This is a genomic window from Rahnella sp. JUb53 (assembly GCF_004346065.1).
Lineage (GTDB): Bacteria > Pseudomonadota > Gammaproteobacteria > Enterobacterales > Enterobacteriaceae > Rahnella > Rahnella variigena.
In genome coordinates this window covers 204,668-228,583 of record NZ_SLYT01000004.1, presented here as the reverse complement: position 1 = coordinate 228,583, position 23,916 = coordinate 204,668, and the positions used below count along the sequence as shown (strand labels likewise).

Sequence of the window (23,916 nt, the reverse complement as noted above, 5' to 3'; positions counted from 1 at the left end):
CAGTCAGACACTTTAATATTGCGGCACCTTCAGGGTGCCGTTAGTCTGTCTGGAGCCCGCACAATTATCAGCTCCTTACCGTTAACAGGAACGCCAGGTATGCGCTCACGTATTGCCACGCTCGACTTTGCCCGTGGTCTCGCCATTTTTGGCATTCTTCTGCTCAATATCAGCGCCTTCGGTTTACCGAAAGCCGCTTACCTGAATCCGGCATTTGCCGGTACACCCTCGACTTCTGATACCTGGACATGGGCGGTGCTCGACGTCGTGGCGCAGGGCAAATTCCTGATGATGTTCGCCATGCTGTTTGGCGGCGGACTGTATTTGTTGCTGCCGCGTGGTAAACACTGGATCCAGGCGCGTCTTTCGATTCTGTTGCTGTGCGGATTTTTACACGCGACCTTGCTGTGGGATGGCGATATTTTGCTGTCTTACGGACTGATCGGTCTGGTGTGCTGGCGGATGGTGCGGGAAGGGCGCAGCAGTCAGTCGCTGATTTCCACGGGCATTATTTTGTATCTGATTGGCGTGGCGGTACTGGCCATGCTCGGGCTTATCAGTTCGCCCAAGCCCGGCAGTTTCTGGCTTCCGGGACCAGCGGAGATTCAATATGAACAATACTGGCGGCTGAAAGGCGGCTGGGAAGCGATTCAGAACCGGCTCGATTTGCTGTCGTCGAGTCTTCTGGCGATCGGCGCGCAATATGGCTGGGAACTGGCGGGCGCAATGCTTATAGGTTCCGGTCTGATGCGCAGCGGCTGGCTGAAAGGTGGGTTTCGTCCCTCGCATTACCGTAAAGTTGCCGCAGTGCTGTTACCGCTTTCATTGCTGATACAAATTCCGGCGATATACATGCAATACCGCACCGGCTGGGACTACCGCTGGAGTGGTTTTTTGTTGCAGGTGCCGCGTGAAATTGGCTCGCTGATGCAGGCCGTCAGCTATCTGGCCCTGTGTTACGGCTTCTGGCCGCAGATCTCCCGCTGGCGACTGACGCGCTGGGTATCAATGATTGGTCGCATGGCGCTGACAAACTATCTGTTACAGACTCTCATCTGCACCACCTTCTTCAACATTTTCGGCTTCTACCAGCACTTCGACCGCCTGCAACTGGTGGCGCTGGTGCCGCTGGTCTGGGCATGTAATCTGCTGGTGACGCTGCTGTGGTTGCGCCGTTTCAGGCAGGGGCCGGTGGAATGGTTATGGCGTCTTCTGACGGCGAAAGCCGCAGGCGAAGAACTGAAAACCACCTGAGCCTGATGTCGATACATCATCCTAAATGATGGATTTGGGATGAAGGTTGCAAAATTGTATGTAAACGTTTTCTTTCCTGTGACGAGATTCACGCAGGCGTTTTCACAAAATGATTAGGATAGCGGTCGTGCCAGTCCGACGACCACTACACTAATAAAGGAAACGCCATGAGCACTTCACCTCGCTTCTCTTTGTCTGCATTTTTTACTTCCTGGGTTAGAAATTTCCGTATTCCTCCTTACCATTCTCTGGCTGATCACGGAGCGACGCATGGTCACCATTCGTGATGTCGCCCGGCTGGCGGGCGTTTCTGTCGCCACCGTTTCACGTGTTCTGAACAATCCGGCAATCGCCAGCAAAGAAGCGCGCGAACAAGTTTTACAGGCGGTCGCCACGCTGGGATACCGGCCAAATGCCAATGCGCAGGCGCTGGCAACTCAAACCAGCGACACCATTGGCGTTGTCGTGATGGACGTTTCCGATCCGTTTTTTGGCGCGCTGGTGAAAGCGGTGGATACCGTTGCACAGCAGCATCAGAAATATGTCCTGATAGGTAACAGCTATCATATTGCCGAAAAAGAAAGGCATGCTATTGAAGTTTTGATTCGACAACGCTGTAACGCGCTGATTGTGCATTCCAAAGCACTGGGCGATGACGAGCTTTCCCGCTTTATGGATCAGGTTTCCGGCATGGTGCTGATTAACCGGGTTATTCCGGGCTACGAACACCGTTGCGTCTGGCTTGATAACGTCAGCGGTGCGGAAATGGCGACCCGTTTACTGCTATCTCAGGGGCATCAGCGCATTGGTTATATCGGTTCCAGTCACGGAATCGAAGACGATTTGCAGCGTTATCAGGGTTACTCACAGGCAATGACTCAAGCAATGACGCAGGCACATCAGAGCGGTGATGCGCCACCTGCCGCATGGCGGGCGCAAAGTTCGCCGGATCTGCAGGGCGGGGAGGCGGCGATGGTGGAATTGCTTGGCCGTAATTTACATCTGAGTGCGGTGTTTGCGTATAACGATTCGATGGCGGCGGGTGCGATGGCCGTGTTGAAAGAAAACGGAATTAACATTCCAGACGATTTTTCTTTGATTGGTTTTGATGATATTCCGATTGCCCGTTATACCAGTCCGAAGATGACGACGGTGCGCTATCCGATCGTTTCGATGGCAACACTGGCGACCGAACTGGCGCTAAAAGGTGCGGCAGAACAGCTATCTGCGGGCGTATCGCATTGTTTTATGCCGACGCTGGTCAGACGCCATTCGGTGTCACCGTGGCAAAATGTGGCGCCCGTCACTTATTGATCAAATAACGCGATGTAACCGTTTTCAATCTGTGAGAACTTTCACAGTTTATTAACATCACGCACATTATGATTCATTCGTTTTCAATATGATTCAATTTGGGTCCGCCTGGCGGACTTGTTTCACAGCGAGTCAGGACGTTATAAGTCAAGGATGGCAGGCACCCGCAAACATAGCGTGGATCTGTACTGCTCCCGCATGGATTTCCGGTGCCACATTCTGTAACACCCTACATAACCGGAGATACAAATGAATAAGAAGGTCTTCACCCTGGCGACTCTGGCTGCAAGCATGATGTTTGGTTTTGCCGCGCATGCTGCTGATACAAAAATCGGCGTCACCGTCTACAAATATGATGACAACTTCATGTCCGAAGTTCGCAAAGCCATTGAGAAAGATGCAAAAGCGTCTCCAGATGTGCAACTGCTGATGAATGACTCGCAAAACAGCCAGTCCACCCAGAATGACCAGGTTGACGTTATGCTGGCGAAGGGTGTTAAAGCGTTAGCCATCAACCTGGTTGACCCGGCTGCTGCCCCGGTAATTATCGAGAAAGCCCGCGGTGCTGGCATTCCTGTTGTTTTCTATAACAAAGAACCTTCCCGTAAAGATTTAGACAGCTACGACAAAGCGTATTACGTCGGGACTGACTCTAAAGAATCCGGCGTTATCCAGGGTGAGCTGATTGCTAAACACTGGAAAGCTAACCCGGCCTGGGATCTGAACAAAGACGGCACCATCCAGTACGTACTGATCAAAGGCGAGCCGGGTCACCCGGATGCTGAAGCGCGTACTAAATACGTGATCAGCACCCTGAATGGCAAAGAAGGCCTGAAAACTGATCAGCTGCAGCTCGATACCGCCATGTGGGATACCGCTCAGGCGAAAGACAAAATGGACGCATGGTTGTCCGGTCCTAACGCTAACAAAATCGAAGTGGTTATCGCCAACAACGACGCAATGGCAATGGGCGCTGTAGAAGCACTGAAATCTCATAACAAATCCAGCATTCCGGTCTTCGGTGTGGATGCGTTGCCAGAAGCGCTGGCCCTGGTTAAATCTGGCGCAATGGCCGGTACCGTGCTGAACGATGCAAGCAACCAGGCTAAAGCAACCTTTGAGCTGGCTAAAAATCTGGCTGCAGGCAAATCCGCAGCTGATGGCACCAGCTGGAAAGTTGAAAATAAAGTCGTTCGTATTCCTTACGTGGCTGTAGATAAAGATAATCTGTCTACTTTCGTGAAATAAGTCGACGTCAGCAGCAGTAAAGACAGACAGCAATAAAAAACAAAGCTAAGCAGTGGCAAAAATAATTGCGGTTAAGCCGTAAATAAAGACTAAGTATGATTAGACGTTAATGCTTATCTGACAGGACGTCATGTCGCTCTGCGTGTGGTGCGTATACCGGCCATACGCAGGGCTGACATCAGGTATTAATACATCCGTTTATTTTTATCTTTAGCCAGGTACAACTATGGCCGATATTTCGTTATCTGACACAAAAACAGAAAAGCCAGGTGAATTCCTGCTGGAAATGAGCGGCATTAATAAATCATTCCCGGGCGTTAAGGCGTTAGATAATGTGAATTTAAAAGTGCGTCCGCATTCTATCCATGCCTTAATGGGTGAAAATGGCGCGGGTAAATCCACATTATTAAAATGTCTTTTTGGAATTTACAGCAAAGACTCGGGTACGATTCTTTTTCAGGGACAGGAAGTTAATTTTAAAAGTTCCAAAGAGGCGCTTGAACAAGGTGTGTCGATGGTGCATCAGGAATTAAACCTGGTGTTACAACGTACCGTCATGGACAACATGTGGCTGGGACGTTATCCGACCAAAGGCATTTTTGTCGATCAGGACAAAATGTACAAAGACACCAAAGCGATTTTTGATGAGCTGGATATCGATATCGATCCGCGTGATAAGGTCGGTAAATTGTCTGTTTCCCAGATGCAGATGATCGAAATCGCCAAGGCGTTTTCCTACAATGCCAAAATCGTCATTATGGACGAACCGACATCTTCCCTGACGGAAAAGGAAGTGAACCACCTGTTCACGATTATTCGTAAGCTGAAAGATCGCGGCTGCGGCATTGTGTATATCTCTCATAAGATGGAAGAAATTTTCCAGCTGTGTGATGAAATCACCATCCTGCGTGACGGTCAGTGGATTGCCACTCAGTCGCTGGAAGGCCTCGACATGGACAGAATCATTTCCATGATGGTCGGTCGTTCACTCAGTCAGCGCTTCCCGGATCGTCAGAACGTCCCGGGTGAAGTGATCCTCGAAGTCCGTAATCTGACTTCACTGCGTCAGCCTTCGATCCGCGATATTTCCTTTGATTTACATAAAGGGGAAATCCTCGGAATTGCCGGTCTGGTCGGTGCGAAACGTACGGATATCGTTGAAACCTTATTTGGCATCCGTGAGAAAGTATCCGGAACCATTAAACTGCACGGCAAAAAAATTAACAATCACAGCGCCAATGAAGCCATTAATCACGGGTTTGCGCTGGTGACTGAAGAGCGTCGTTCAACCGGTATTTATGCGTATCTGGATATCGGTTTTAACTCGCTGATTTCGAACATCCGTCAATATAAAAATAAAGCCGGATTGCTCGACACCGCCCGTATGAAAAGCGATACCCAGTGGGTTATCGATTCCATGCGCGTGAAAACACCAGGGCATAAAACCAGTATTGGCTCTTTGTCTGGCGGGAACCAGCAAAAAGTCATTATCGGGCGCTGGTTATTAACCAATCCTGAAATATTAATGCTGGATGAACCAACTCGTGGGATTGACGTTGGCGCTAAATTTGAAATTTACCAGTTAATCACCGAGTTGGCTAAAAAAGAGAAGGGGATCATTATTATCTCCTCTGAAATGCCTGAGTTGCTGGGTATTACTGACAGAATATTGGTTATGAGTAATGGACAGGTTGCGGGTATTGTTGACACAAAAACGACTTCGCAGAATGAAATATTACGCCTGGCTTCCTTGCATCTCTAATTTTTAAGGGTTCTTATTATGAAAGCATTAAATAAGAAAAGTGTGCTCACTTATTTAAAAGAGGGCGGGATTTATGTGGTACTGCTGGTCTTACTGGCCATTATTATCATCCAGGATCCCAGCTTCCTCAGTCTGGTTAACTTAAGTAACATTCTTACGCAATCTTCTGTGCGCGTGATTATTGCGCTTGGTGTGGCGGGTCTGATTGTCACACAAGGTACCGACCTGTCTGCCGGTCGTCAGGTTGGTTTAGCGGCGGTTGTCGCAGCCACCATGTTGCAGGCAATGGACAACGTCAACAAAGTCTTCCCACATCTGGAAGTGGTGCCGATCCCGCTGGTCATTCTTACCGTGTGTATCGTCGGCGCGCTGATCGGTTTGCTTAACGGTATTATCATCGCTTACCTGAACGTGACGCCGTTTATCACTACGTTGGGTACCATGATTATCGTTTACGGGATTAACTCCCTGTATTACGACTATGTGGGCTCCTCACCGATTGCCGGTTTCGATCCTGCTTTCTCCAAGTTTGCACAGGGCTTTATCCACCTGGGCGGCCTGAAGCTTTCCTACATCACCTTCTATGCGGTCATTGCTATCGCCTTCGTCTGGGTGTTGTGGAACAAAACGCGCTTTGGTAAAAACATCTTCGCCATCGGCGGTAACCCGGAAGCTGCGAAAGTATCAGGCGTTAACGTACCGTTAAACCTGATCATGATTTACGCGCTCTCTGGTGTGTTCTATGCCTTCGGTGGTTTGCTGGAAGCAGGGCGTATCGGCAGTGCGACCAACAACCTCGGCTTTATGTACGAACTCGATGCCATCGCAGCGTGCGTGGTCGGTGGCGTATCATTCGCCGGTGGTGTGGGTTCTGTGGCAGGCGTGGTAACCGGTGTGCTGATCTTCACCGTCATCAACTACGGTCTGACCTATATCGGCGTGAACCCTTACTGGCAGTACATCATCAAAGGCAGCATCATCATCTTCGCGGTGGCGCTGGACTCTTTGAAATACGCCAAGAAAAAATAAGTTATCGGGTAGTAAAAACAAAAGGCCGCGTATGCGGCCTTTTTGCTGTCGTAAATACGGAACCGGACTGCTACCCCCTTCGCAGGGGTGGGAGCTGTGTGGTTTTCACTGCTGGAATGGATTTCTGCCCACCGGTTTCGCCGGTTCAGGTTGAGGAGCGGCATCCTCGGTTTCAGCCTGAGCGGCTTCATTGGCTTCCTGCTCGGCTTTCAATTTTGCCGCTTGTTCTTCGGCGGCTTTATCCGCAGCCGCTTTATCTGCTGCTGCTTTATCAGCCGCGGCTTTGGCGATAGCGGCTTTCTTCTCGTCTTCCAGCTGTTGTTGCAGAGCCAGTAACTGCTCAGGCGTCACCGCCGGATAGCCCTGGGCATCATCAGGAATATTGTGTATCGCAGGGATTGGGATCAACGGGCCAAGGAAGCGCGGCTCGCGTTTAAGCAGATACAAATCGGTCAGCGCGCCCAGACGGGCGAAGATTTCACGGCTGCGGACGCTGAGCATGTTTTTCGGCGAAGGGACGGCAAAACATTGTGCCTGAATCCCCATATGCAACGCGATAAACAGCGCACGTTCACAGTGGAAACGCTGGGTAATAATGATGAAATCGTTGGTGTCGAAGACTTTACGCGTGCGCACGATGGAATCGAGCGTCCTGAATCCGGCGTAATCGAGCACAATGTCGCTGGCGGGGATCCCGGCGGCGATGAGGTCACGTCGCATGGTGCTCGGCTCATTGTAACTTTGCTGCGCATTATCACCACTGAGCAGCAGGTATTTTACCTTACCGCTGTTGTAAGCATTAATCGCGCCCTGTATGCGGTACAGGTAATACTGGTTGATCACGCCGGTGCGGTAATATTTTGACGTTCCGAGTACCACGCCGACCTGACGATGTGGCAGGGTCTGTACTTCGTCGTAAATATAAGGCTGGGTGCGTAAGCTGATCCACTGATCAAGCCCAATAGCGACAGCCAGCATCAGAATAATGATGCCGAAAACGCCAGCTATAAGTCGCTTAATCATAGGTATCCCTGTTATGACCAGATGGAAATCGGATCCAAGGCTACTTTACCTCTTCGGGGTTCGCAATACGTTGGACTCTGCATCGGCCGGCTTCGCGGGTTTTTTCAGCACTTTTCAGGCAATTACTTTCGAATCTGCGTAATGCGCTGCAATTTAGCCGAAAAAAAAGACCAATGCGCAGGGCATTGGTCTGGATCATGGTCAGTCAGCTTTTGACGAAAATGCTATCAGAAAGAGGTGCGTTTATAGCTGCGGTATTGCGGTGCCCAGAAGTTGTGCTCAATCGCTTTCGACAGCGAATCTTCCGACGTCACCATCGCCACGCCCTGCAACTGTGCGGCTTTGCCGACTTCCAGCGCGATGCATTTAGACACGCCCTGAATATCATCGACGTCCGGCAGCAGGGAGCCTTTACCTTCGGTCGCCAGCGGAGAACACTCTGCCAGTGTACGGCTTGCAGCCATCAGCATACCGTCAGTGACGCGGGTAGCGCCTGAAGCAATGACACCCAGACCGATGCCCGGGAAGATAAAGGAGTTATTGCACTGGGCAATAGGGTAAAGCGTGCCTTTATGGCTTACCGGTGCAAACGGGCTTCCGGTGGCCACCAGCGCCGCGCCGTCGGTCCAGTTCAGGATATCGGCAGGCGTGGCTTCTACGCGCGATGTCGGGTTGCTCAGCGGCATTACCACCGGACGCGCACAATGTTTATGCATTTCGCGGATGATTTCTTCGGTGAACAGACCCGGCTGGCCGGATACGCCGATAAGCACAGTCGGCCTGGCGTTACGCACCACATCCAGCAACGAAATGCTGTCATTCGCCATACCCCAGCTTGCCAGTGCGCTGCTTTTCTGCACCAGTTTGCTCTGGAAATCCAGCAGGTTTGGCAGTTTGTCAGTCAGCAAACCAAAGCGATCCACCATGAAGACTTTCGCACGGGCTTCTTCTTCGCTCAGGCCTTCTGATTTCATCTGCGCAACGATTTGCTCGGCGATACCACAACCGGCGGAACCCGCACCCAGGAAAGCGACAGTCTGATCACTCAGTTTGCCACCGGCGGCTTTGCTGGCGGCAATCAGGCTGCCCAGCGCCACGGAAGCTGTGCCCTGAATATCATCGTTAAAGCAGCACAGCTCGTCGCGATAACGTTCGAGGAGCGGCATGGCGTTCTTCTGCGCGAAATCTTCAAACTGCAACAGCACGTTCGGCCAGCGGATTTTTACTGCCTGAATGAACTGATCGACGAAGGCTTCATACTCTTCACCGGTAATGCGCGGATGACGCCAGCCCATATACAGCGGGTCATTAAGCAGTTGCGGATTGTTTGTCCCCGCGTCGAGCACGACCGGCAGGGTGTAGGCCGGGCTGATGCCGCCACACGCGGTGTAAAGAGACAGCTTACCAATCGGAATGCCCATCCCGCCGATGCCCTGATCGCCCAGTCCAAGGATGCGTTCACCGTCAGTTACCACCACGACTTTTACATGTTGTTTGGTGGCGTTTTGCAGCATGTCATCAATGTGAGCGCGGTTCGGATAAGAGATAAACAGGCCACGTGCGCGGCGGTAAATATCAGAAAAGTGTTCACAGGCTTCGCCGACGGTCGGGGTATAAATCACCGGCATCATTTCGCTGAGATGGCTGTCGAGAAGGCGGTAGAACAGTGTTTCGTTGGTGTCCTGAATGTTTCTCAGATAGATATGCTTATCGATGTCGGTTTTGAAATTCTGAAACTGGCGGTAAGCACGGTCGGCTTGTTCCTCGATAGTTTCAACCGCTTCCGGGAGCAACCCGTGGAGGTTGAAATTGCTGCGTTCTTCTTCGGTGAACGCACTGCCTTTATTCAGCAGCGGGAATTCTAACAGGATCGGGCCAGCGTGAGGGATGTACAGGGGACGTTTACTTTCGTATTCAAGTTCCATCGTTTTACTCTTCCGGTGTTCAGAATGTTGTTTTTTATATTTCGGAGCGGTGAGGGTAACAGAGAGGAAATAAGGATTTCAAATGACAAATGTAATGACAATGTTATGTAACTAAAGACTCCGGAATTGGAGTCTTTAGTGTTAACCCGCTCACACTATCAGCAGGTCAGCGTGCTCACATCCTGACAGCCCAGCGCGTTTAAGGTGGCGCGTGTGGCATCTTTTTGGGTGATCAGCGCCTCTTTTTGCTCAACCAGCACCGCGCGACGAACGTTCAGGCAATCTTCTCCCGACATATTCAGCAAGATTAATGCGGCCTGTAACGGAGGCAGGCTTGGGTTAAACGCAGCGTTTTCTGCGTAGCGACCAGCAAACTGTTTGCCGCTGGATGTTTCCAGTGCCACACCACTGTGCGATTTGCTGTAAGGCGCATGACTCTGGTTACAGGCATCCAGCGCAAGCAGCGCCAGCGCATCAGTCGTATCGGTTTTGAAACCGTGATCGACCTTATCCATCAGCAGGGTGGTGATATCCAGATCCTTCGGTCCGAATGAATGCGGCAGATAATCGCCCAGCGTGGCGACGTCTCTGTCCGGCAGATGAATATTCAGCGCCGTTCCGCTGGTCAGTTCATTCATAAACTGACGGCAGTGACCGCAAGGCGTGTAGTTCACGGTGATGGAAGCCAGACGGGTTTCGCCCCGCAGCCAGGCATGTGTGACTGCAGATTGCTCGGCGTGAACCGTTTGCTGCATTGGCGCACCGGCGAATTCCATATTGGCACCGAAATACAGATTGCCGGAAATACCGCGGGCAATGGCACCGACGTGGAAATGAGAAATAGGCGTGACGGAACAGGCGGCGGCCAGCGGCAGTAAAGCAAAGGCCAGCGCATCGTCATTCAATCCTGTCGCTTGTTTTATCTCTGCAACATCCGCCGCAGAGAACATTGCCGGAAAGTCGTCATGTCGCAGAAATGGCTCAAGCGCGGAGGATAAATTTTCAGGGAGTGCCGCAAAGGCGGTATGAAAACGTGCGTGCATAAACATTCGATCTCGACAGTGATTACGGTTGAACAGTTTAAAAGTCATTCCATGAATGTAGTGTGACGGATATCACTTTTTCGATGTAATAAGTTCTGGCAGATTACATTTTTGAGAGATGTTACGCAGAACAGCCGCCTTTTTAGTCCGTTCCCCAAAATCATTCGAGCTGAATCCAGGCGGTAACTGAGTGAACCCCGGGAGCATACATCAGTATGTGACCGGGGTGAGTGACCAATCTGCCGGGAGCAGATTGGTACGCGGCCAACGCAGCGTCAGCTCGAAGGATGACGGGGGATCAGTGGGACGGGAACCACTTATCATTGATCTTTTGGAATTCGCCGTTGGCTTTGATGCCTTCGAGCGCCGTGTTCAGTTTCGCCAGCAGTTCCTTATTATCAGGACGCACCGCCATGCCGACGCCGGTACCAAAGTATTGCGGATCTTTAATCAGTTCACCCACTTCACCGAGATTCGGGTTGGATTTCAGCCAGCCATTTAGCACCGCGGTGTCGCCTAACAGGCCGTCCAGGCGACCACTTTTCAGATCCAGAATCGCATTCTGATAGCTGTCATACCCGACGGTGGTGATTTCAGGGTGTTTTTCCATCAGGTATTTCTGGTGTGTGGTGCCATTTTCCAGTCCGACGCGTTTGCCTTTCAGGTCAGCGATGGACGCGAACTTGCCTTTTGGCCCGATGATCATCGCGGTATTAGCGTAGTAAGGCTGGGTAAAGGTGACCTGCTTGCTGCGCTCTTCGGTAATGTCCATGCCGGAAATGATCACATCGAAACGACGGAATTTAAGCGCCGGGATCAGACCATCAAACGGCTGATTGGTAAAGGTGCAGGTTTCCTGCATTTGCTTACACAGCGCGTTCGCCAGATCGATATCAAAACCAATAATCTGATTATCAGCACCGATCGATTCAAACGGCGGATACGTGGCGGAAGTACCGAAACGAATAGTATCTGCAGCAGTGGCAGCAAAAGCAGTGGCAGACAAAAGGGCAGCGAGGATCAGCTTTTTCATGCAATACATTCCTGTTCAAAAAATGACATTCCCTTCACGGTACAGTTTACTGATTTTATTAATATAATCGGGTAACTGGCAGGAAGTGAGACCGGTAATTAAAGTGCCATTAAATGAATTTGTATGCAATAAATTTGATTAAAAAATTATAAACTGGCATGAGGCCGGTTTTACAGGCACAAAAAAAAGGGACGATTTCTCGTCCCTTCAGGTATTTTCTGCTTAATCAGTTGCGGCGTTCAAATGCCAGCGCACGGCGTTCAATCAGACGCATCATCAGGGTCAGTAAACCGTTGACGCACAGATACACCAGACCGGCTGCACCAAAGACCATCACGTCATACGTGCGGCCATACATCAGCTGGCTGTGACCCATAACATCCATCAGCGTGATGGTGTAGGCCAGCGAGGTACTTTTAAACACCAGCACCACTTCGTTGGAGTACGACGACAGCGCACGCTTAAACGCGAAGGGCAGCAGAATGCGCAGGGTCTGCGGCTTCGACATACCCAACGCTTCACAAGATTGCCACTGACCGGAAGGAATGGCGCGTACCGCACCGGTAAACAGCTGCGTGGTATATGCCGCGCTGTTCAGCGCCAGAGCAAACATCGCGCATAGCCACGGTTGCGACAGCACTTCCCATAACCACGGAATTTCACGGATCGAAGGAAACTGACCCGGACCGTAGTAAATCAGGAAGATCTGCACCAGCAACGGGGTGCCGGTAAACAGCGTGATGTAACCTTTCACAATCTGGCTGGCGACCGGCACTTTCAGCGTCAGAATCACGGTGAAAATCATCGCCAGCAGCAGCGCCACAATCAGCGCCGCGACAGTCAGCGTCAGGCTGGTGTGCAATCCTTTGAGGACTTCAGGTAAATATTCCCACATCAGGAAGCACTCCGTTCAAAGCGGGTGGTACGCAGTTCGATGCGTTTAATCACGAACTGGCTGAACAGGGTGACAAGCAGATAAATGCAGGCCGCAATCACATACCAGGTAAACGGCTCCTGAGTACGGGTCGCGATGCTTTTGGTTTGCAGCATCAGGTCATTCACGCTGATAAGCGACACCAGCGCGGTATCTTTCAGCAGCACCAGCCACTGATTGCTCAGCCCCGGCAATGCATGACGCCACATTTGCGGCATGATCAGGCGAAAGAAAATCGCTGATTTTTTCATGCCCAGCACCTGACCGGATTCCCACTGACCTTGCGGCACGGCTTTCAGTGCGCCACGTAAAGTCTGCGATGCATAAGCCGAATACAGCAGGGAAAGGGCGATCACGCCACAGACGAACGGGCTGACTTCGAAATTCTCAATCGGCAGCTTGATCGGGATCGCGAACAGACCAAGATTGATGCTAAAGCCATCGGCCAGCACCATCAGCAGCTGAGAAGAACCGAAATAGATGAACAGCACCACCAGGATTTCCGGCAGGCCGCGCAGCACGGTGACCCACGCGGTGCCCAGCCAGCTAAGCGGCTTCCACGGCGCGGATTCCCAGACAGCGAAGATCATCGCCAGCACCAGGCCGAGGATCAGCGCACAAACGGCAAGGCCGACGGTCATCCCGGCGGCGCTTGCTAAAGGTTGGAATTCAGTCATTGATAGGCAAACTTATTGCTGGAACCATTTTGAATACAGCGTTTTGTAAGTGCCGTCTGCTTTCACTTTTGCCAGAGCATCATTCAGTTTAGTCAGCAATTCAGTATTGTTCTGACGAACCGCAACACCCAGACCGGTACCGAAGTATGTCGGGTCAGTGATTTTGTCACCGACAGCGGCCAGGTTTTTGTTCTGCTTCAGCCATTCGTTCACCACTGCGGTGTCACCGAATACCGCGTCCAGACGACCATTTTTCAGATCCAGCACGGCATTCTGATAGCTGTCGTAAGGCACGGCAGTGATTTCAGGATGCTTATCCATCAGGAATTTCTGATGAGTGGTGCCGTTTTGCATACCGACACGTTTGCCTTTCAGCGCAGCAACATCAGCGAACTGACCAGAATGCGCGATGAAAATAGCGGAGTTGTCGTAGTAAGCGTTGGTGAAGGACACTTGTTTTTCACGTTCAGGCGTGATGTCCATACCGGAAATCACCGCGTCAAAACGGCGGAATTTCAGGCTTGGGATCAGACTGTCGAAGGCCTGGTTGGTAAAAGTACAGGTTGCCTGCATCTCTTTACACATCGCATTAGCCAGATCGACATCGAAGCCCTGAATCTGATTGCTGGAGTCTACAAACTCAAACGGAGGATAAGACGCTTCCATCGCAAAACGGATGGTATCAGCCGCGCTGGCTGACAAACTGACGGTAGCCAGAACCGCGGCAATTACTAATTTTTTCATCGCTAACTCCGTAGAAAACATCAATCAATGTATTGGTGAAAATACAGTTAATGGGAAAGATAGCTGGCAAACTCTTTGGTTTGCGGCTGGGCGAAAATGGAGGCATCACCCTGTTCGACGATGCGGCCATTTTCCATATACACCACGCGGCTGGCGGTTTTACGCGCCACTTCAACCTCATGGGTCACGATAACCTGGGTAATGCCGGTGCCAGCCAGTTCGCGAATAATGCTGACGATCTGAGCAGTGATTTCCGGATCCAGCGCCGCCGTCGGTTCATCAAACAGCAGAACCTGAGGCTCCATCATCAGCGCACGGGCAATCGCAACTCGCTGTTGCTGGCCACCGGAAAGGTGCAGCGGAAAACGATCCGCGTAATCGGTCAGACGCAGACGGGTCAGCAATTTCTCGGCGCGTTGCATCGCGACATCTTTGGTCAGACCCAGAACACGCATCGGGGCTTCCAGTAAGTTGTCGAGCACGGTGCGGTGCGGCCACAGATTGTATTGCTGGAAGACCATTCCGACATTCTGACGCAGTTCACGAACGGCTTTCTCGTCCGGTTTACGGGTGAAATCGAAGGTATTACCGGCGATTTGCAACGTCCCTGAACGCGGCATTTCCAGCAGGTTCAGAACACGTAACAGGGAGCTTTTACCTGCGCCACTGGGTCCGAGTAAAACCAAAGTCTCACCGGCGGGGCAGTTAAGCTGAATGTCAAAAAGCGCCTGATGCACGCCGTAGAAGCAGTTGATGCTATTAAGTTGAATACTCATGCGCAAATAGTGAATAGCCATTGATGCCGCAGATGGTAACTTCCACAGCATAGTTATGCAACGATCGCGGCTTAAAAATTATGTGTTGCCGCAGGAAGGCTAAAGTCTAGCACAACATATTGTTAACTATCTGTGACGGGGGTGTTGGTCAATGACGTTATTCATCACTGACCAACCTTTTTCACGAGGTATTTTTAGAAAGCAGAGCGGTTACTGGTGTTCTAAAACCTGGCGTAATGTTCCGCTGGAAGCAAAATCAAGATTCGCCATGTAGCGGACATCATCGACGGTCCAGCATTTCCCTTCGCGTACCATTAACACTTCATCTTTCCAGCTGGTGGATGCGCCTTTGTCCTTCTCATGTGTGAAGGTCACGCGCAGAGGAATGTTGCGGGCGTCAGTGTTTGGAATGGTTGAGGCGCTGTCCACAGAAGCGGACGTCGGGCCATCAAACAGGCTGGAGAAGATATCGCCGTCGACTGCGCCGTTACCGGTTTTTTCATTCGGTGTGGCGGCGAGATCCACTTTAGGCTGTGACTGCGCTTTGAGTAACGCATTATACAACGCCGTACTCAGGTAAGGCCGGTAAGCGGCAAGCTGGCTGGAGTTTGGTAAACCGCTGCCGCCTTGCTTAATGCGGAAATCATAGAATTGCTGAGCCACGCTGTCCGGGCCGCCGTCGACACACGGCGCGGTACGGCTGCCAATGTCCTTGTATGCAGGTTCGACCGTGGTGCAGGCATTTAACATGAACACCAACGGGATTGCGGCGACAAGAGTTTTCTTTTTCATCGTATTCCTTACTGAAAGATTGAACATTTTCACCATGACTTTCTTTACCATACAGTATAAAACCGATTTGGCTTAATGCATGGCGAAGAGAAAATCAGTCACCGGCTGATACCTCGATGCCGCACGCATGGTTTATGCTGTAAATGAAATGAATGCCAGGCTTTGGACGACAACTGATAAGGAATACTCATGCAAGTTTCAACTACTCCGACCCTCGAAGGTTTCACTATCGCTGAATATTGTGGCGTGGTGACAGGCGAAGCGATTTTAGGCGCGAATATTTTCCGTGATTTCTTTGCCGGTGTGCGCGATATCGTCGGCGGGCGCTCAGGCGCGTATGAAAAAGAGCTGCGCAAGGCGCGTGAAATTGCTTTCCGTGAACTGGAAGAACAGGCGAAAGAACGTGGCGCGAATGCCGTTGTCGGTATTGATATCGATTATGAAACCGTGGGCAAAGACAGCAGCATGCTGATGGTGAGCGTCTCCGGTACGGCTGTCATTGTGCATCGCAAATGATCGGCCAGCGTATCAGGCGTGGTCTGTTAACCGCCGCTTTACTGATGCTGGCCGGTTGTCAGCACGCCAGCCAACAGCCGGACGATGCACCGTTCCGGCTGGAAACTACGCGACAGGCGCAGGGTGCGGATCAGCGGATCCGCTTTCTGGTCATCCACTATACTGCGGAAGATTTCCACAACGCATTAAATACGCTAACCGATGAGCACGTCAGTGCGCATTACCTTATTCCGGCAAAACCGCCGCTGGAAGACGGTAAACCGGTGGCGTGGCAACTGGTACCGGAAAATATGCGTGCCTGGCACGCGGGTGCCAGTGGCTGGCGCGGGCGCACCAATCTGAACGATACGTCGGTGGGTATCGAGCTGGAAAACAAAGGCTACAGCCATTATCTGCTCGGCAAAAAGTTCTATCCGTTCCCGCCTGCGCAAATTGATTTGCTGGCAAATTTGAGCAAAGAGATTGTCGCACGTTATCAGATTGAGCCACGCAATGTGGTGGGACACAGTGATATTGCGCCGCAGCGCAAGGACGATCCCGGGCCGTTATTTCCGTGGCAGGAAATGGCGAAACGCGGCGTGGGCGCCTGGCCGGATGCGAATGTGGTGAAGCAGTATCTTGCGGGGCGCAATCCGCAACAGCCGGTGGATCAGGCGCATTTACTGGCCTTGCTGAAAGCGTACGGATACACAGTGGACGATAATATGACACCGCAGCAACAAAAGCGGGTGATTGCAGCGTTCCAGATGCATTTCAGGCAGAGTGATTATCGCGGGAATGCGGATGCCCAGACCGAAGCCATTGCGCAGGCGTTGTTGCAGCAGTATCCGGATCCCAATAGCTGATCAGCGCGGCTGACCATTGCGGTCAGTCGCACTTTTGTCAGTCTCGTTTTGGCCCGATACCGTGCAGTCCCTGAAGTTTACCGTGATCGCGCAGCCAGTCGGCGGTGCGGATAATCCCCTGATCGAGCGAAATCACCGGCACGTAGCCAAGTTCTTTCTGCGCACGTTGGGTATCCAGCGTCAGGTCAAAATTCAGTTTTGCCACGCTGTAATGTGTCAGCACCGGTTCTTTATGGGAGCTTTTGCTGATGCGCTCCATGCCCCGCGCCATCATATCCAGCAGCGGATACGGCACTGAGCGGATGCGGTATTTGATATCCAGATTTTCCATCAGCTGTTTGACCAGCGTACGCAGCGGGCGGGGTTGCTGATTAGTGATATTGAATGCGCGGCCAGATTCTGTGGCTTGTGTTTGGGTTGCCAGCCACATCGCATGGACGGCGTTTTCAACATACGTCATGTCTACCAGCGCTTCACCGCCGCGCGGCAGCATCAGCGTTCCGCCATATTTCAGCATCTGCATCAGGCGCGGCAACAGCACGTTATCGTGCGGGCCGAAAATACCCTGTGGTCGCAAAATAGTGAAATGGGTTTGCGGGTTAGACATCGCCAGCGTGTGGATCACCTGCTCACCGGCGGCTTTACTGCGCGCAAAAGAGTTGGCGAAACGGTGCGGACGGAAGTCTTCCTGAATATCCCGATGATGATGGAAATCGAAATAGATGGCCGGTGATGAAATATGGACGAAGTTTTCTACGCCATAAGCCGCAGACCACTCGCCCAGACGTCGCGTCGCGCGCACATTCGCCAGTTCGAATTCCTGTTCGCTGCCCCAGGGCGACATCAGCCCCGAACAGTGCCAGACGGTATCGATATCGGCCAGCAGTGCTTTCGCCTGCGAGGAGATAAGCGTGGTGAGATCGGCATGAATAAATTCTGCGCCCATTTTTTGCAAAAGTGAGCCCATAGCGGCATTACGTCCTGTCGCTCTGACTTTAATGCCTTTATTTCGCAGAAACTCGACGGCGTTACGCCCTAAACCGCTGCTCGCGCCGGTAACCAAAACCTTCATATACAGGCCAATGCCTTCAGAAATAGAGAAAAAATGTTTGCTGCGTCGGAGTTCTGGCACCCCTGAGCAATAAGGGTGCCATTCTTTCGTGAAATTGTGCGGGTTGCAATGAGAAAGGGTGCAAGCTGTGTGCGAAAGCGGATTAATTAACCCCCTTTAGCGTCCGCAACGATCTTTCTGACGGGCCAGGCTGGCGATACGCTTTGCCATGCCACGAAAAATAAACTGATGAGCGGGCATCATACTGAACCAGTACAGCAGACCGCTGAATCCGGCAGGGTGCCACCACGCACGAACATCCAGACTGCGGCTTTCACCATTATCGGTGATGGTGAAGGTCAGACGTCCTAAACCCGGCGCTTTCATGCCGAACAGCAACGCCAGTTCGCGCTGAGGTTTCAGACCGATCACTTTCCAGCCATCAATTTTATCGCCAATTTTCAGGAAATCCCGATCCGGACGACCGTATTTCACACCGCCGCCGAGTAGATCGTCCATGCGCGCGCGGGTTTTCCATAATCCGTTGGCATAATAATAGCCTTCCTGACCGCCAAGTTGCTGCACGACTTTCCAAAGCGAGGCTTTTGAGGCGGACGTTTCCAGCGTGAAACCGGCTTGCTTCGGGTAATAACCGTAACCGGGACGCCAGCGCGCACGGGCATCCGGATCATATCCCCAGTCCGGTGAATCCATCACCTGCTTTTGTTCCTGCTCAAGCGTGCTGCAGATCGCGTCATCAATTGAGATCAAATCCTGTGGAATCAATCTTTGCAATTCTGCGCTGTCGGCGGGCAAATCATGGTTCAGCCCCTGGATAAGTGCCTTTGCGAGCGACGTCGGAACAGACGTGATCAGACTGAGAAAATACACCGAAACAAAAGAAGTCGGCAGGGGAATGGGGATCAGCCAGCGGCGTTTTCCGCTCATGGCGATAAAGCGTTCAAACAACGTCTGATAGCTGATGTACTCCGGCCCGGCGGCTTCCAGAACACGGTTCTCAGTGGCCGGTAATGTCACCAGGCCCTGTAAATAATTGAGCAGATTTTCCAGCGCAACCGGTGAGGATTTTGAACGCACCCAGCGAGGTGGCGTCAGTACCGGCAGGTTATAGACCATGTCCCGCATCACTTCGAACGCCGCTGAACCCGCGCCAATGACAATGCCGGTGCGCAGCTCGGTCACCGGAATATTGCTCATGCGCAGCAAATCACCGGTCAGTTTTCTGGCCTGTAAATGCGGGGAGTGATTGTCTTCAGGCTGCATCGAACCGAGATAAACGATGTGCTTTATCTGAGAGTCTTTCAGTGCCAGCAGGGTATGCTGCGCCGCCTGCCGCTCTTTCTCCAGAAGGTCATCATCTTCCGTCATGGCGTGAACCAGATACACCAGCACGTCAGCGCCTTCAAAGGCAGCGGCCAGTGTTTTACTCTGATAAACATCGGCAAAACAGCAGCGCACATGCGGCCATTTTTGCTGTTGCAGCCACTCTATCCGGCGTGCGGCTGCCGTCACCTGAAAACCATTCCGGCTCAGGTGGGCGGTAAGGTGTTGTCCTATATATCCGCTGGCACCGAGAATGACGACCCGGCCAGTTTGTGTCGAGATTGGCATTTCCATTTGCTCAGTCAGTGTAGGGCGAGAATTCAGAAAGTACGGCGATAACCCGCAGGTTACCGCCGCAGACATAACGGACTATCAGGCGTGCTGGTGCAGGAATTCCTGCCACAGTGCGACCACTTTTTGCAGGTCTTCGCGGCTGATATTGATGTGCGTCAGCACGCGGGTCACAGGACCTGCGCTGATGATCACGCCGCGCTCGCGCATCCACGGGCCCATTTTAGCAGCCAGTTCCGCGCTTTGCTTGATGTAGAGCACGTTGGTTTGCGCACCGGGCTCTGCGATTTCAACGCCGATTTTGCTTAGTTCTTCTGCCAGCCACTGCGCATTGTCGTGGTCATCTTTCAGACGTGCGACGTTATTTTCCAGCGCATAAATCGCCGCCGCTGCCAGAATGCCCGACTGACGCATACCGCCGCCGGTCATTTTGCGCCAGCGGTTAGCACGCTGGATATACTCTTTGCTGCCGACCAGCAGTGAGCCAACCGGCGCACCCAGACCTTTCGACAGGCAAATGGTCAGCGTGTCGCAATACTGTGTAATTTCACGCAGTTCAACGTTTTGCGCCACGGCCGCATTCATAATGCGCGCGCCGTCGATATGCAATGCCAGTCCTTTTTCACGGGTGAACGCGTAGGCCTTTTGCAGATAATCCAGCGGAAGCACTTTGCCGCTGTGCGTGTTTTCCAGGCTCAGCAGGCGGGTACGCGCGAAATGGATATCATCGGGTTTGATGGCTGCGGCCACTTTATCCAGCGGAATAGAACCGTCGGCGTCCATGTCCAGAGGCTGCGGCTGAATGCTGCCGAGTACCGCAGCGCCGCCTGCTTCATACATATAGTTGTGGGCTTTCTGGCCGACAATATATTCTTCGCCACGCTGGCAGTGCGTCAGTAACGCCACCAGATTGGCCTGCGTTCCGGTCGGTAAAAACAGCGCGGCTTCTTTGCCGCAAAGTTGTGCCGCCATGTCCTGTAAAGCGTTTACCGTTGGGTCATCGCCGTAGACATCATCGCCGACTTCAGCGCTGGCCATGGCCTGACGCATAGCTTCACTGGGGCGGGTTACGGTATCACTGCGTAAGTCGATCAACGTGGCTTCCTTCTGGGTGAATGCCCGTCATACCTCGAATTGCTGATGCGTTGACTGCGTTTACTCACCCCGGTCACTTAGTTATCTAAGCTTCCGGGGACTCGCAAACTTGTCGCCTTATTTCAATCCGGACTATTTAGGGCTGCATATGAGAGTTTGTCTAATCATGCACTATAGCCCTGTCAGGGTTATCGCAGCCAGTTGGTTTTTGCCAGATCGACCACTTCGTCGCCGCGGCCGCTGATCACTGCGCGCAACATGTAAAGGCTGAAGCCTTTTGCCTGCTCGAATTTAATCTGCGGCGGCATTGCCAGTTCTTCGGTGGCGGTGATCACGTCAATCAGTACCGGCCCTTCGTAGGCGAAGGCATCCTGCAAAGCCGTGTCGATATCAGACGCTTTCTCGACACGGATCCCTTTGATACCCGCGGCTTCGGCAATGGCGGCGAAATCCGGGTTTTTCAGTTCGGTACCGTCAGTCAGGTAACCGCCTGACTTCATTTCCATCGCCACAAAGCCCAGCACGCTGTTGTTGAAAATGATGATTTTCACCGGCAGCTTTTGCTGCGCCAGCGTCAGGAAATCCCCCATCAGCATCGCGAAACCGCCGTCACCGCACAGCGCAACGACTTGACGCGAACGGTCGATGGCCTGCGCGCCAATTGCCTGTGGCATGGCGTTAGCCATTGAGCCGTGGTTGAAGGAACCGAGCAAACGGCGCTGGCCGTTCATTTGCAGATAACGACATGCCCACACGGTCGGCGTACCGACGTCGCAGGTGAAAATCGCATCTGCTGCGGCAAAACGGCTGATCTGCTGTGCCAGATATTGCGGGTGAATGGCCTGCTTGTCGTTCGGCGTGGCCAGCCCGTCGAGATCTTTACGTGCCTCTTCGTAATGCTTCAGCGCTTTGTCGAGGAATTTGCGTTCGTTCTTCACCTGCAACTGCGGCAGAAGGGCGGTCAGGGTAGATTTGATGTCGCCGACCAGCGCCATATCCACGTGACAATGCGCGCCGATGCTGCCCGGATTGATATCAATCTGAATGATTTTGGCATCGGTCGGATAAAACGCCCGATACGGGAATTGCGTGCCGAGCAGGATCAGCGTGTCGGCATTGAGCATGGCGTGGTAACCGGAAGAAAATCCGATCAGACCGGTCATCCCGACGCTGTAAGGATTGTCCCATTCGATATGTTCTTTACCGCGCAGTGCATGGACAACCGGCGCTTTCAGGGTTTCAGCCAGCTTAATCACTTCGTCATGCGCACCCGCACAACCGCTGCCGCACATCATCGTAATGTTCGTCGAACCATTCAGCAGTTCGGCCAGCTTTTCCAGTTCGGTAGGCTGTGGTGTGACTTTAGGCAGTACGGGCGGATACCAGCTGACTTTGGCGTCTTCCGGCGCAGGTTTAAGCGCCACGTCGCCTGGCAGCACAATCACGGACACGCCACGGTTGAGAATGGCTTTGCGCATGGCAATCGCCAGCACCTGCGGCAACTGTTCGGGATTACTGATCAGCTCGCAGTAGTGGCTGCATTCGCGGAATAATTCTGTCGGATGGGTTTCCTGAAAATAGCCGCTGCCGATTTCGCTCGACGGAATATGCGCGGCAATCGCCACCACCGGAACATGATTACGGTGGCAGTCGAACAAACCGTTGATCAGATGCAGGTTGCCGGGCCCGCAGGAACCGGCGCACACCGCCAGTTCACCGGTAATTTGCGCTTCGGCACCGGCGGCAAAGGCGGCGACTTCTTCGTGGCGCGTGCCCAGCCATTCAATAGTCCCCATGCGGTTCAGGCTGTCGCTGAGCCCGTTCAGGGAGTCGCCGGTGACGCCCCAGATCCTTTTTACGCCTGCTGCTTCAAGAGTTTTCGCCAGGTATGCTGCTACGCTTTGTTTCATAGTCCCTCCGGTGCGCCCGTCATCCTTCGAGCTGCCTCTGCGTAGGCTGCTTTCGCGAACCCCGGTCACATACTTATGTATGCTCCCGGGAATTCACTCAGTTGCCGCCTTGATCCAACTCGAATGATTTAGGGCTAATTTTCAAATAAGTGGATTAAGCATAGTCCACTGATTACATCCTTGAATGTTCAGCCTTAAACCATACAAAAATATGCGGGGTAGGGAGGTGAAGATTTGTAAATCTGCCCGCGAAGACTGTAAAAAGTCATGTGCGGGCAGTGAGTTAATGCGTGATCAGGCGAGGGTGACGTCACCCTGAAGCTGACAGCTACAGGCCAGCACATAACCCTTGGCGACTTCTTCATCGGTCAGCGTCATGCGGCTGGTGGTCTGATAATCGCCGGAAAGTATCCGGGTTTTACAACTGCCGCAGACGCCTGCACGGCAGGCAGCGGTGACCGGCAAACTATGCTGTTCCATGGCAGCCAGCAATGTCGTTCCCACCGGAACGCGGTAATTCTGTAACGGCATCAGGCGTGTCAGCGTCAGTTGCTGATCGGCAGATACCACGGTTTCAATCGCCTGAAATTGCTCTTTGACGATGTTGCCCGCCGCCACACCGAGTTCTTTTGCCCAGTCACCCGCCAGTTGCATATAGGGCGCGGGGCCACAAATCATCACGCGTCGTGTCTTAATATCCGGCACCCGGCTTTGCAGTAAATCCTGACTCAGACGCCCTGCGATTTGCCCCGGCAGTGCACCATTTTCAGCAAGAAGGGTCAGATTCAGTTGCGGATAGCGCGCCGCCAGCTGCTGCCATTCGCTGGCAAAGATAGTGTCCTGCGGGCTGCGCACGCTGTAAAACACCTGTACGCTTTGCGCCGGATGATGTGCCAGAACATCGCGCGTGATCGACATCACCGGCGTCACGCCGCAACCTGCAGCCAGTAAGAGCAAGGGCTGTTCCGTGTCGCAGGTGAATTCCCCTTGCGCGTCACTCAGCCACAGATAATCACCGGGTTTTACCTGCTCATTCAGCCACTCTGAACCTGCGCCTCCTTCAATGCGGCGCACCGTCAGCTGAATAAAACGGCTCTGGCCCGGAGTGGAAGACAGCGTATATGCGCGCTGTACGTCGCCACTCTGGCCGATATTGACCAGCGCAAACTGGCCGGGGCGATACGGATATACATCGTGATTTATCAGCGACAGCGTGCGGACATCCGGTGTTTCCTGCGTGACGGAATACACCTGCATACGGTTCTGGCACAGCGCGGTCGGCTGATCGGGAAATAAAGGAAAATTCATTT

The 23,916-nt window shown here is 52.6% G+C and carries 21 protein-coding genes; 7 read left to right on the top strand and 14 right to left on the bottom strand.

Going from position 1 to position 23,916, the window contains the following annotated elements:
• Positions 1-99: 99 nt before the first annotated feature.
• From yeiB to mglC, 5 genes are all read left to right on the top strand, one after another.
• A complete protein-coding gene (gene yeiB / locus EC840_RS11600; protein WP_129638988.1) occupies positions 100-1,254 on the top strand; it encodes a DUF418 domain-containing protein YeiB in 1,155 nt (384 codons plus the stop codon).
• A gap of 270 nt (positions 1,255-1,524) precedes the next feature.
• Entirely contained in the window at positions 1,525-2,568 is a 1,044-nt protein-coding gene (gene galS / locus EC840_RS11595) for an HTH-type transcriptional regulator GalS (RefSeq protein ID WP_129638987.1), read from the top strand.
• A gap of 249 nt (positions 2,569-2,817) precedes the next feature.
• Positions 2,818-3,816 carry a galactose/glucose ABC transporter substrate-binding protein MglB gene (gene mglB / locus EC840_RS11590; protein ID WP_132965409.1) on the top strand — a complete coding sequence of 333 codons (999 nt, stop codon included), beginning with the start codon at positions 2,818-2,820 and terminating at the stop codon, positions 3,814-3,816.
• 226 nt (positions 3,817-4,042) lie between these two features.
• Positions 4,043-5,578 carry a galactose/methyl galactoside ABC transporter ATP-binding protein MglA gene (mglA, locus tag EC840_RS11585; protein WP_112287275.1) on the top strand — a complete coding sequence of 512 codons (1,536 nt, stop codon included), beginning with the start codon at positions 4,043-4,045 and terminating at the stop codon, positions 5,576-5,578.
• Between the two features lie 18 nt (positions 5,579-5,596).
• Positions 5,597-6,607, top strand: a complete 1,011-nt coding sequence (mglC, locus tag EC840_RS11580; protein ID WP_112287276.1) for a galactose/methyl galactoside ABC transporter permease MglC — start codon at positions 5,597-5,599, stop codon at positions 6,605-6,607.
• A 105-nt stretch (positions 6,608-6,712) separates the two neighbouring features.
• On the opposite strand, the gene sanA is transcribed toward mglC, so the two are convergent.
• The 9 genes from sanA to EC840_RS11535 all read right to left on the bottom strand — a co-directional run bounded on the left by sanA (position 6,713) and on the right by EC840_RS11535 (position 15,554).
• Positions 6,713-7,630 carry an outer membrane permeability protein SanA gene (gene sanA, locus EC840_RS11575; RefSeq protein ID WP_132965407.1) on the bottom strand — a complete coding sequence of 306 codons (918 nt, stop codon included), beginning with the start codon at positions 7,628-7,630 and terminating at the stop codon, positions 6,713-6,715.
• Positions 7,631-7,857: 227 nt separating this feature from the next.
• Positions 7,858-9,555: an NAD-dependent malic enzyme gene (locus EC840_RS11570; protein WP_120161169.1), complete on the bottom strand. Its 1,698-nt coding sequence runs from the start codon at positions 9,553-9,555 to the stop codon at positions 7,858-7,860.
• A gap of 158 nt (positions 9,556-9,713) precedes the next feature.
• The gene (cdd, locus tag EC840_RS11565) at positions 9,714-10,598 is read right to left on the bottom strand and encodes a cytidine deaminase (protein WP_129638983.1); all 885 of its coding nucleotides are present in this window, start codon (positions 10,596-10,598) and stop codon (positions 9,714-9,716) included.
• A gap of 298 nt (positions 10,599-10,896) precedes the next feature.
• Complete coding sequence (locus tag EC840_RS11560; protein WP_129638982.1) at positions 10,897-11,631, bottom strand: arginine ABC transporter substrate-binding protein; 735 nt, start codon at positions 11,629-11,631, stop codon at positions 10,897-10,899.
• A gap of 226 nt (positions 11,632-11,857) precedes the next feature.
• Entirely contained in the window at positions 11,858-12,526 is a 669-nt protein-coding gene (artM, locus tag EC840_RS11555) for an arginine ABC transporter permease ArtM (protein ID WP_132965405.1), read from the bottom strand.
• Positions 12,526-13,242, bottom strand: coding sequence for an arginine ABC transporter permease ArtQ (gene artQ / locus EC840_RS11550; protein WP_013574753.1), 717 nt, complete (start codon positions 13,240-13,242; stop codon positions 12,526-12,528). Before artQ ends, artM begins: the two co-directional genes overlap by 1 nt.
• Positions 13,243-13,254: 12 nt before the next feature.
• Entirely contained in the window at positions 13,255-13,986 is a 732-nt protein-coding gene (artJ, locus tag EC840_RS11545) for an arginine ABC transporter substrate-binding protein (protein WP_112287282.1), read from the bottom strand.
• A 47-nt stretch (positions 13,987-14,033) separates the two neighbouring features.
• Entirely contained in the window at positions 14,034-14,762 is a 729-nt protein-coding gene (gene artP, locus EC840_RS11540; RefSeq protein ID WP_112287396.1) for an arginine ABC transporter ATP-binding protein ArtP, read from the bottom strand.
• A gap of 210 nt (positions 14,763-14,972) precedes the next feature.
• Positions 14,973-15,554: a lipoprotein gene (locus EC840_RS11535; RefSeq protein ID WP_112287283.1), complete on the bottom strand. Its 582-nt coding sequence runs from the start codon at positions 15,552-15,554 to the stop codon at positions 14,973-14,975.
• 189 nt (positions 15,555-15,743) lie between these two features.
• Here EC840_RS11535 and EC840_RS11530 point away from each other — a divergent pair, with 189 nt between their 5' ends.
• Together EC840_RS11530 and EC840_RS11525 are read left to right on the top strand one after the other, a co-directional pair.
• Positions 15,744-16,070, top strand: a complete 327-nt coding sequence (locus EC840_RS11530; protein WP_112287284.1) for a heavy metal-binding domain-containing protein — start codon at positions 15,744-15,746, stop codon at positions 16,068-16,070.
• Positions 16,067-16,915 (top strand): N-acetylmuramoyl-L-alanine amidase, encoded by an 849-nt coding sequence (locus EC840_RS11525; protein ID WP_129638980.1) that lies wholly within the window; start codon positions 16,067-16,069, stop codon positions 16,913-16,915. Before EC840_RS11530 ends, EC840_RS11525 begins: the two co-directional genes overlap by 4 nt.
• Before the next feature lie 37 nt (positions 16,916-16,952).
• On the opposite strand, the gene EC840_RS11520 is transcribed toward EC840_RS11525, so the two are convergent.
• The 5 genes from EC840_RS11520 to hcr form a co-directional block, all read right to left on the bottom strand.
• Complete coding sequence (locus EC840_RS11520; RefSeq protein ID WP_112287286.1) at positions 16,953-17,987, bottom strand: NAD(P)-dependent oxidoreductase; 1,035 nt, start codon at positions 17,985-17,987, stop codon at positions 16,953-16,955.
• A gap of 156 nt (positions 17,988-18,143) precedes the next feature.
• On the bottom strand, positions 18,144-19,598 hold the full coding sequence (locus EC840_RS11515; protein WP_132965658.1) for a DUF2867 domain-containing protein: 1,455 nt from the start codon (positions 19,596-19,598) through the stop codon (positions 18,144-18,146).
• An 84-nt stretch (positions 19,599-19,682) separates the two neighbouring features.
• A complete protein-coding gene (gene ltaE, locus EC840_RS11510) occupies positions 19,683-20,696 on the bottom strand; it encodes a low-specificity L-threonine aldolase (RefSeq protein WP_132965403.1) in 1,014 nt (337 codons plus the stop codon).
• 188 nt (positions 20,697-20,884) lie between these two features.
• On the bottom strand, positions 20,885-22,606 hold the full coding sequence (poxB, locus tag EC840_RS11505) for a ubiquinone-dependent pyruvate dehydrogenase (RefSeq protein WP_132965401.1): 1,722 nt from the start codon (positions 22,604-22,606) through the stop codon (positions 20,885-20,887).
• A 294-nt stretch (positions 22,607-22,900) separates the two neighbouring features.
• Positions 22,901-23,914, bottom strand: a complete 1,014-nt coding sequence (gene hcr, locus EC840_RS11500) for an NADH oxidoreductase (RefSeq protein ID WP_132965399.1) — start codon at positions 23,912-23,914, stop codon at positions 22,901-22,903.
• Between the last annotated feature and the right edge of the window lie 2 nt (positions 23,915-23,916).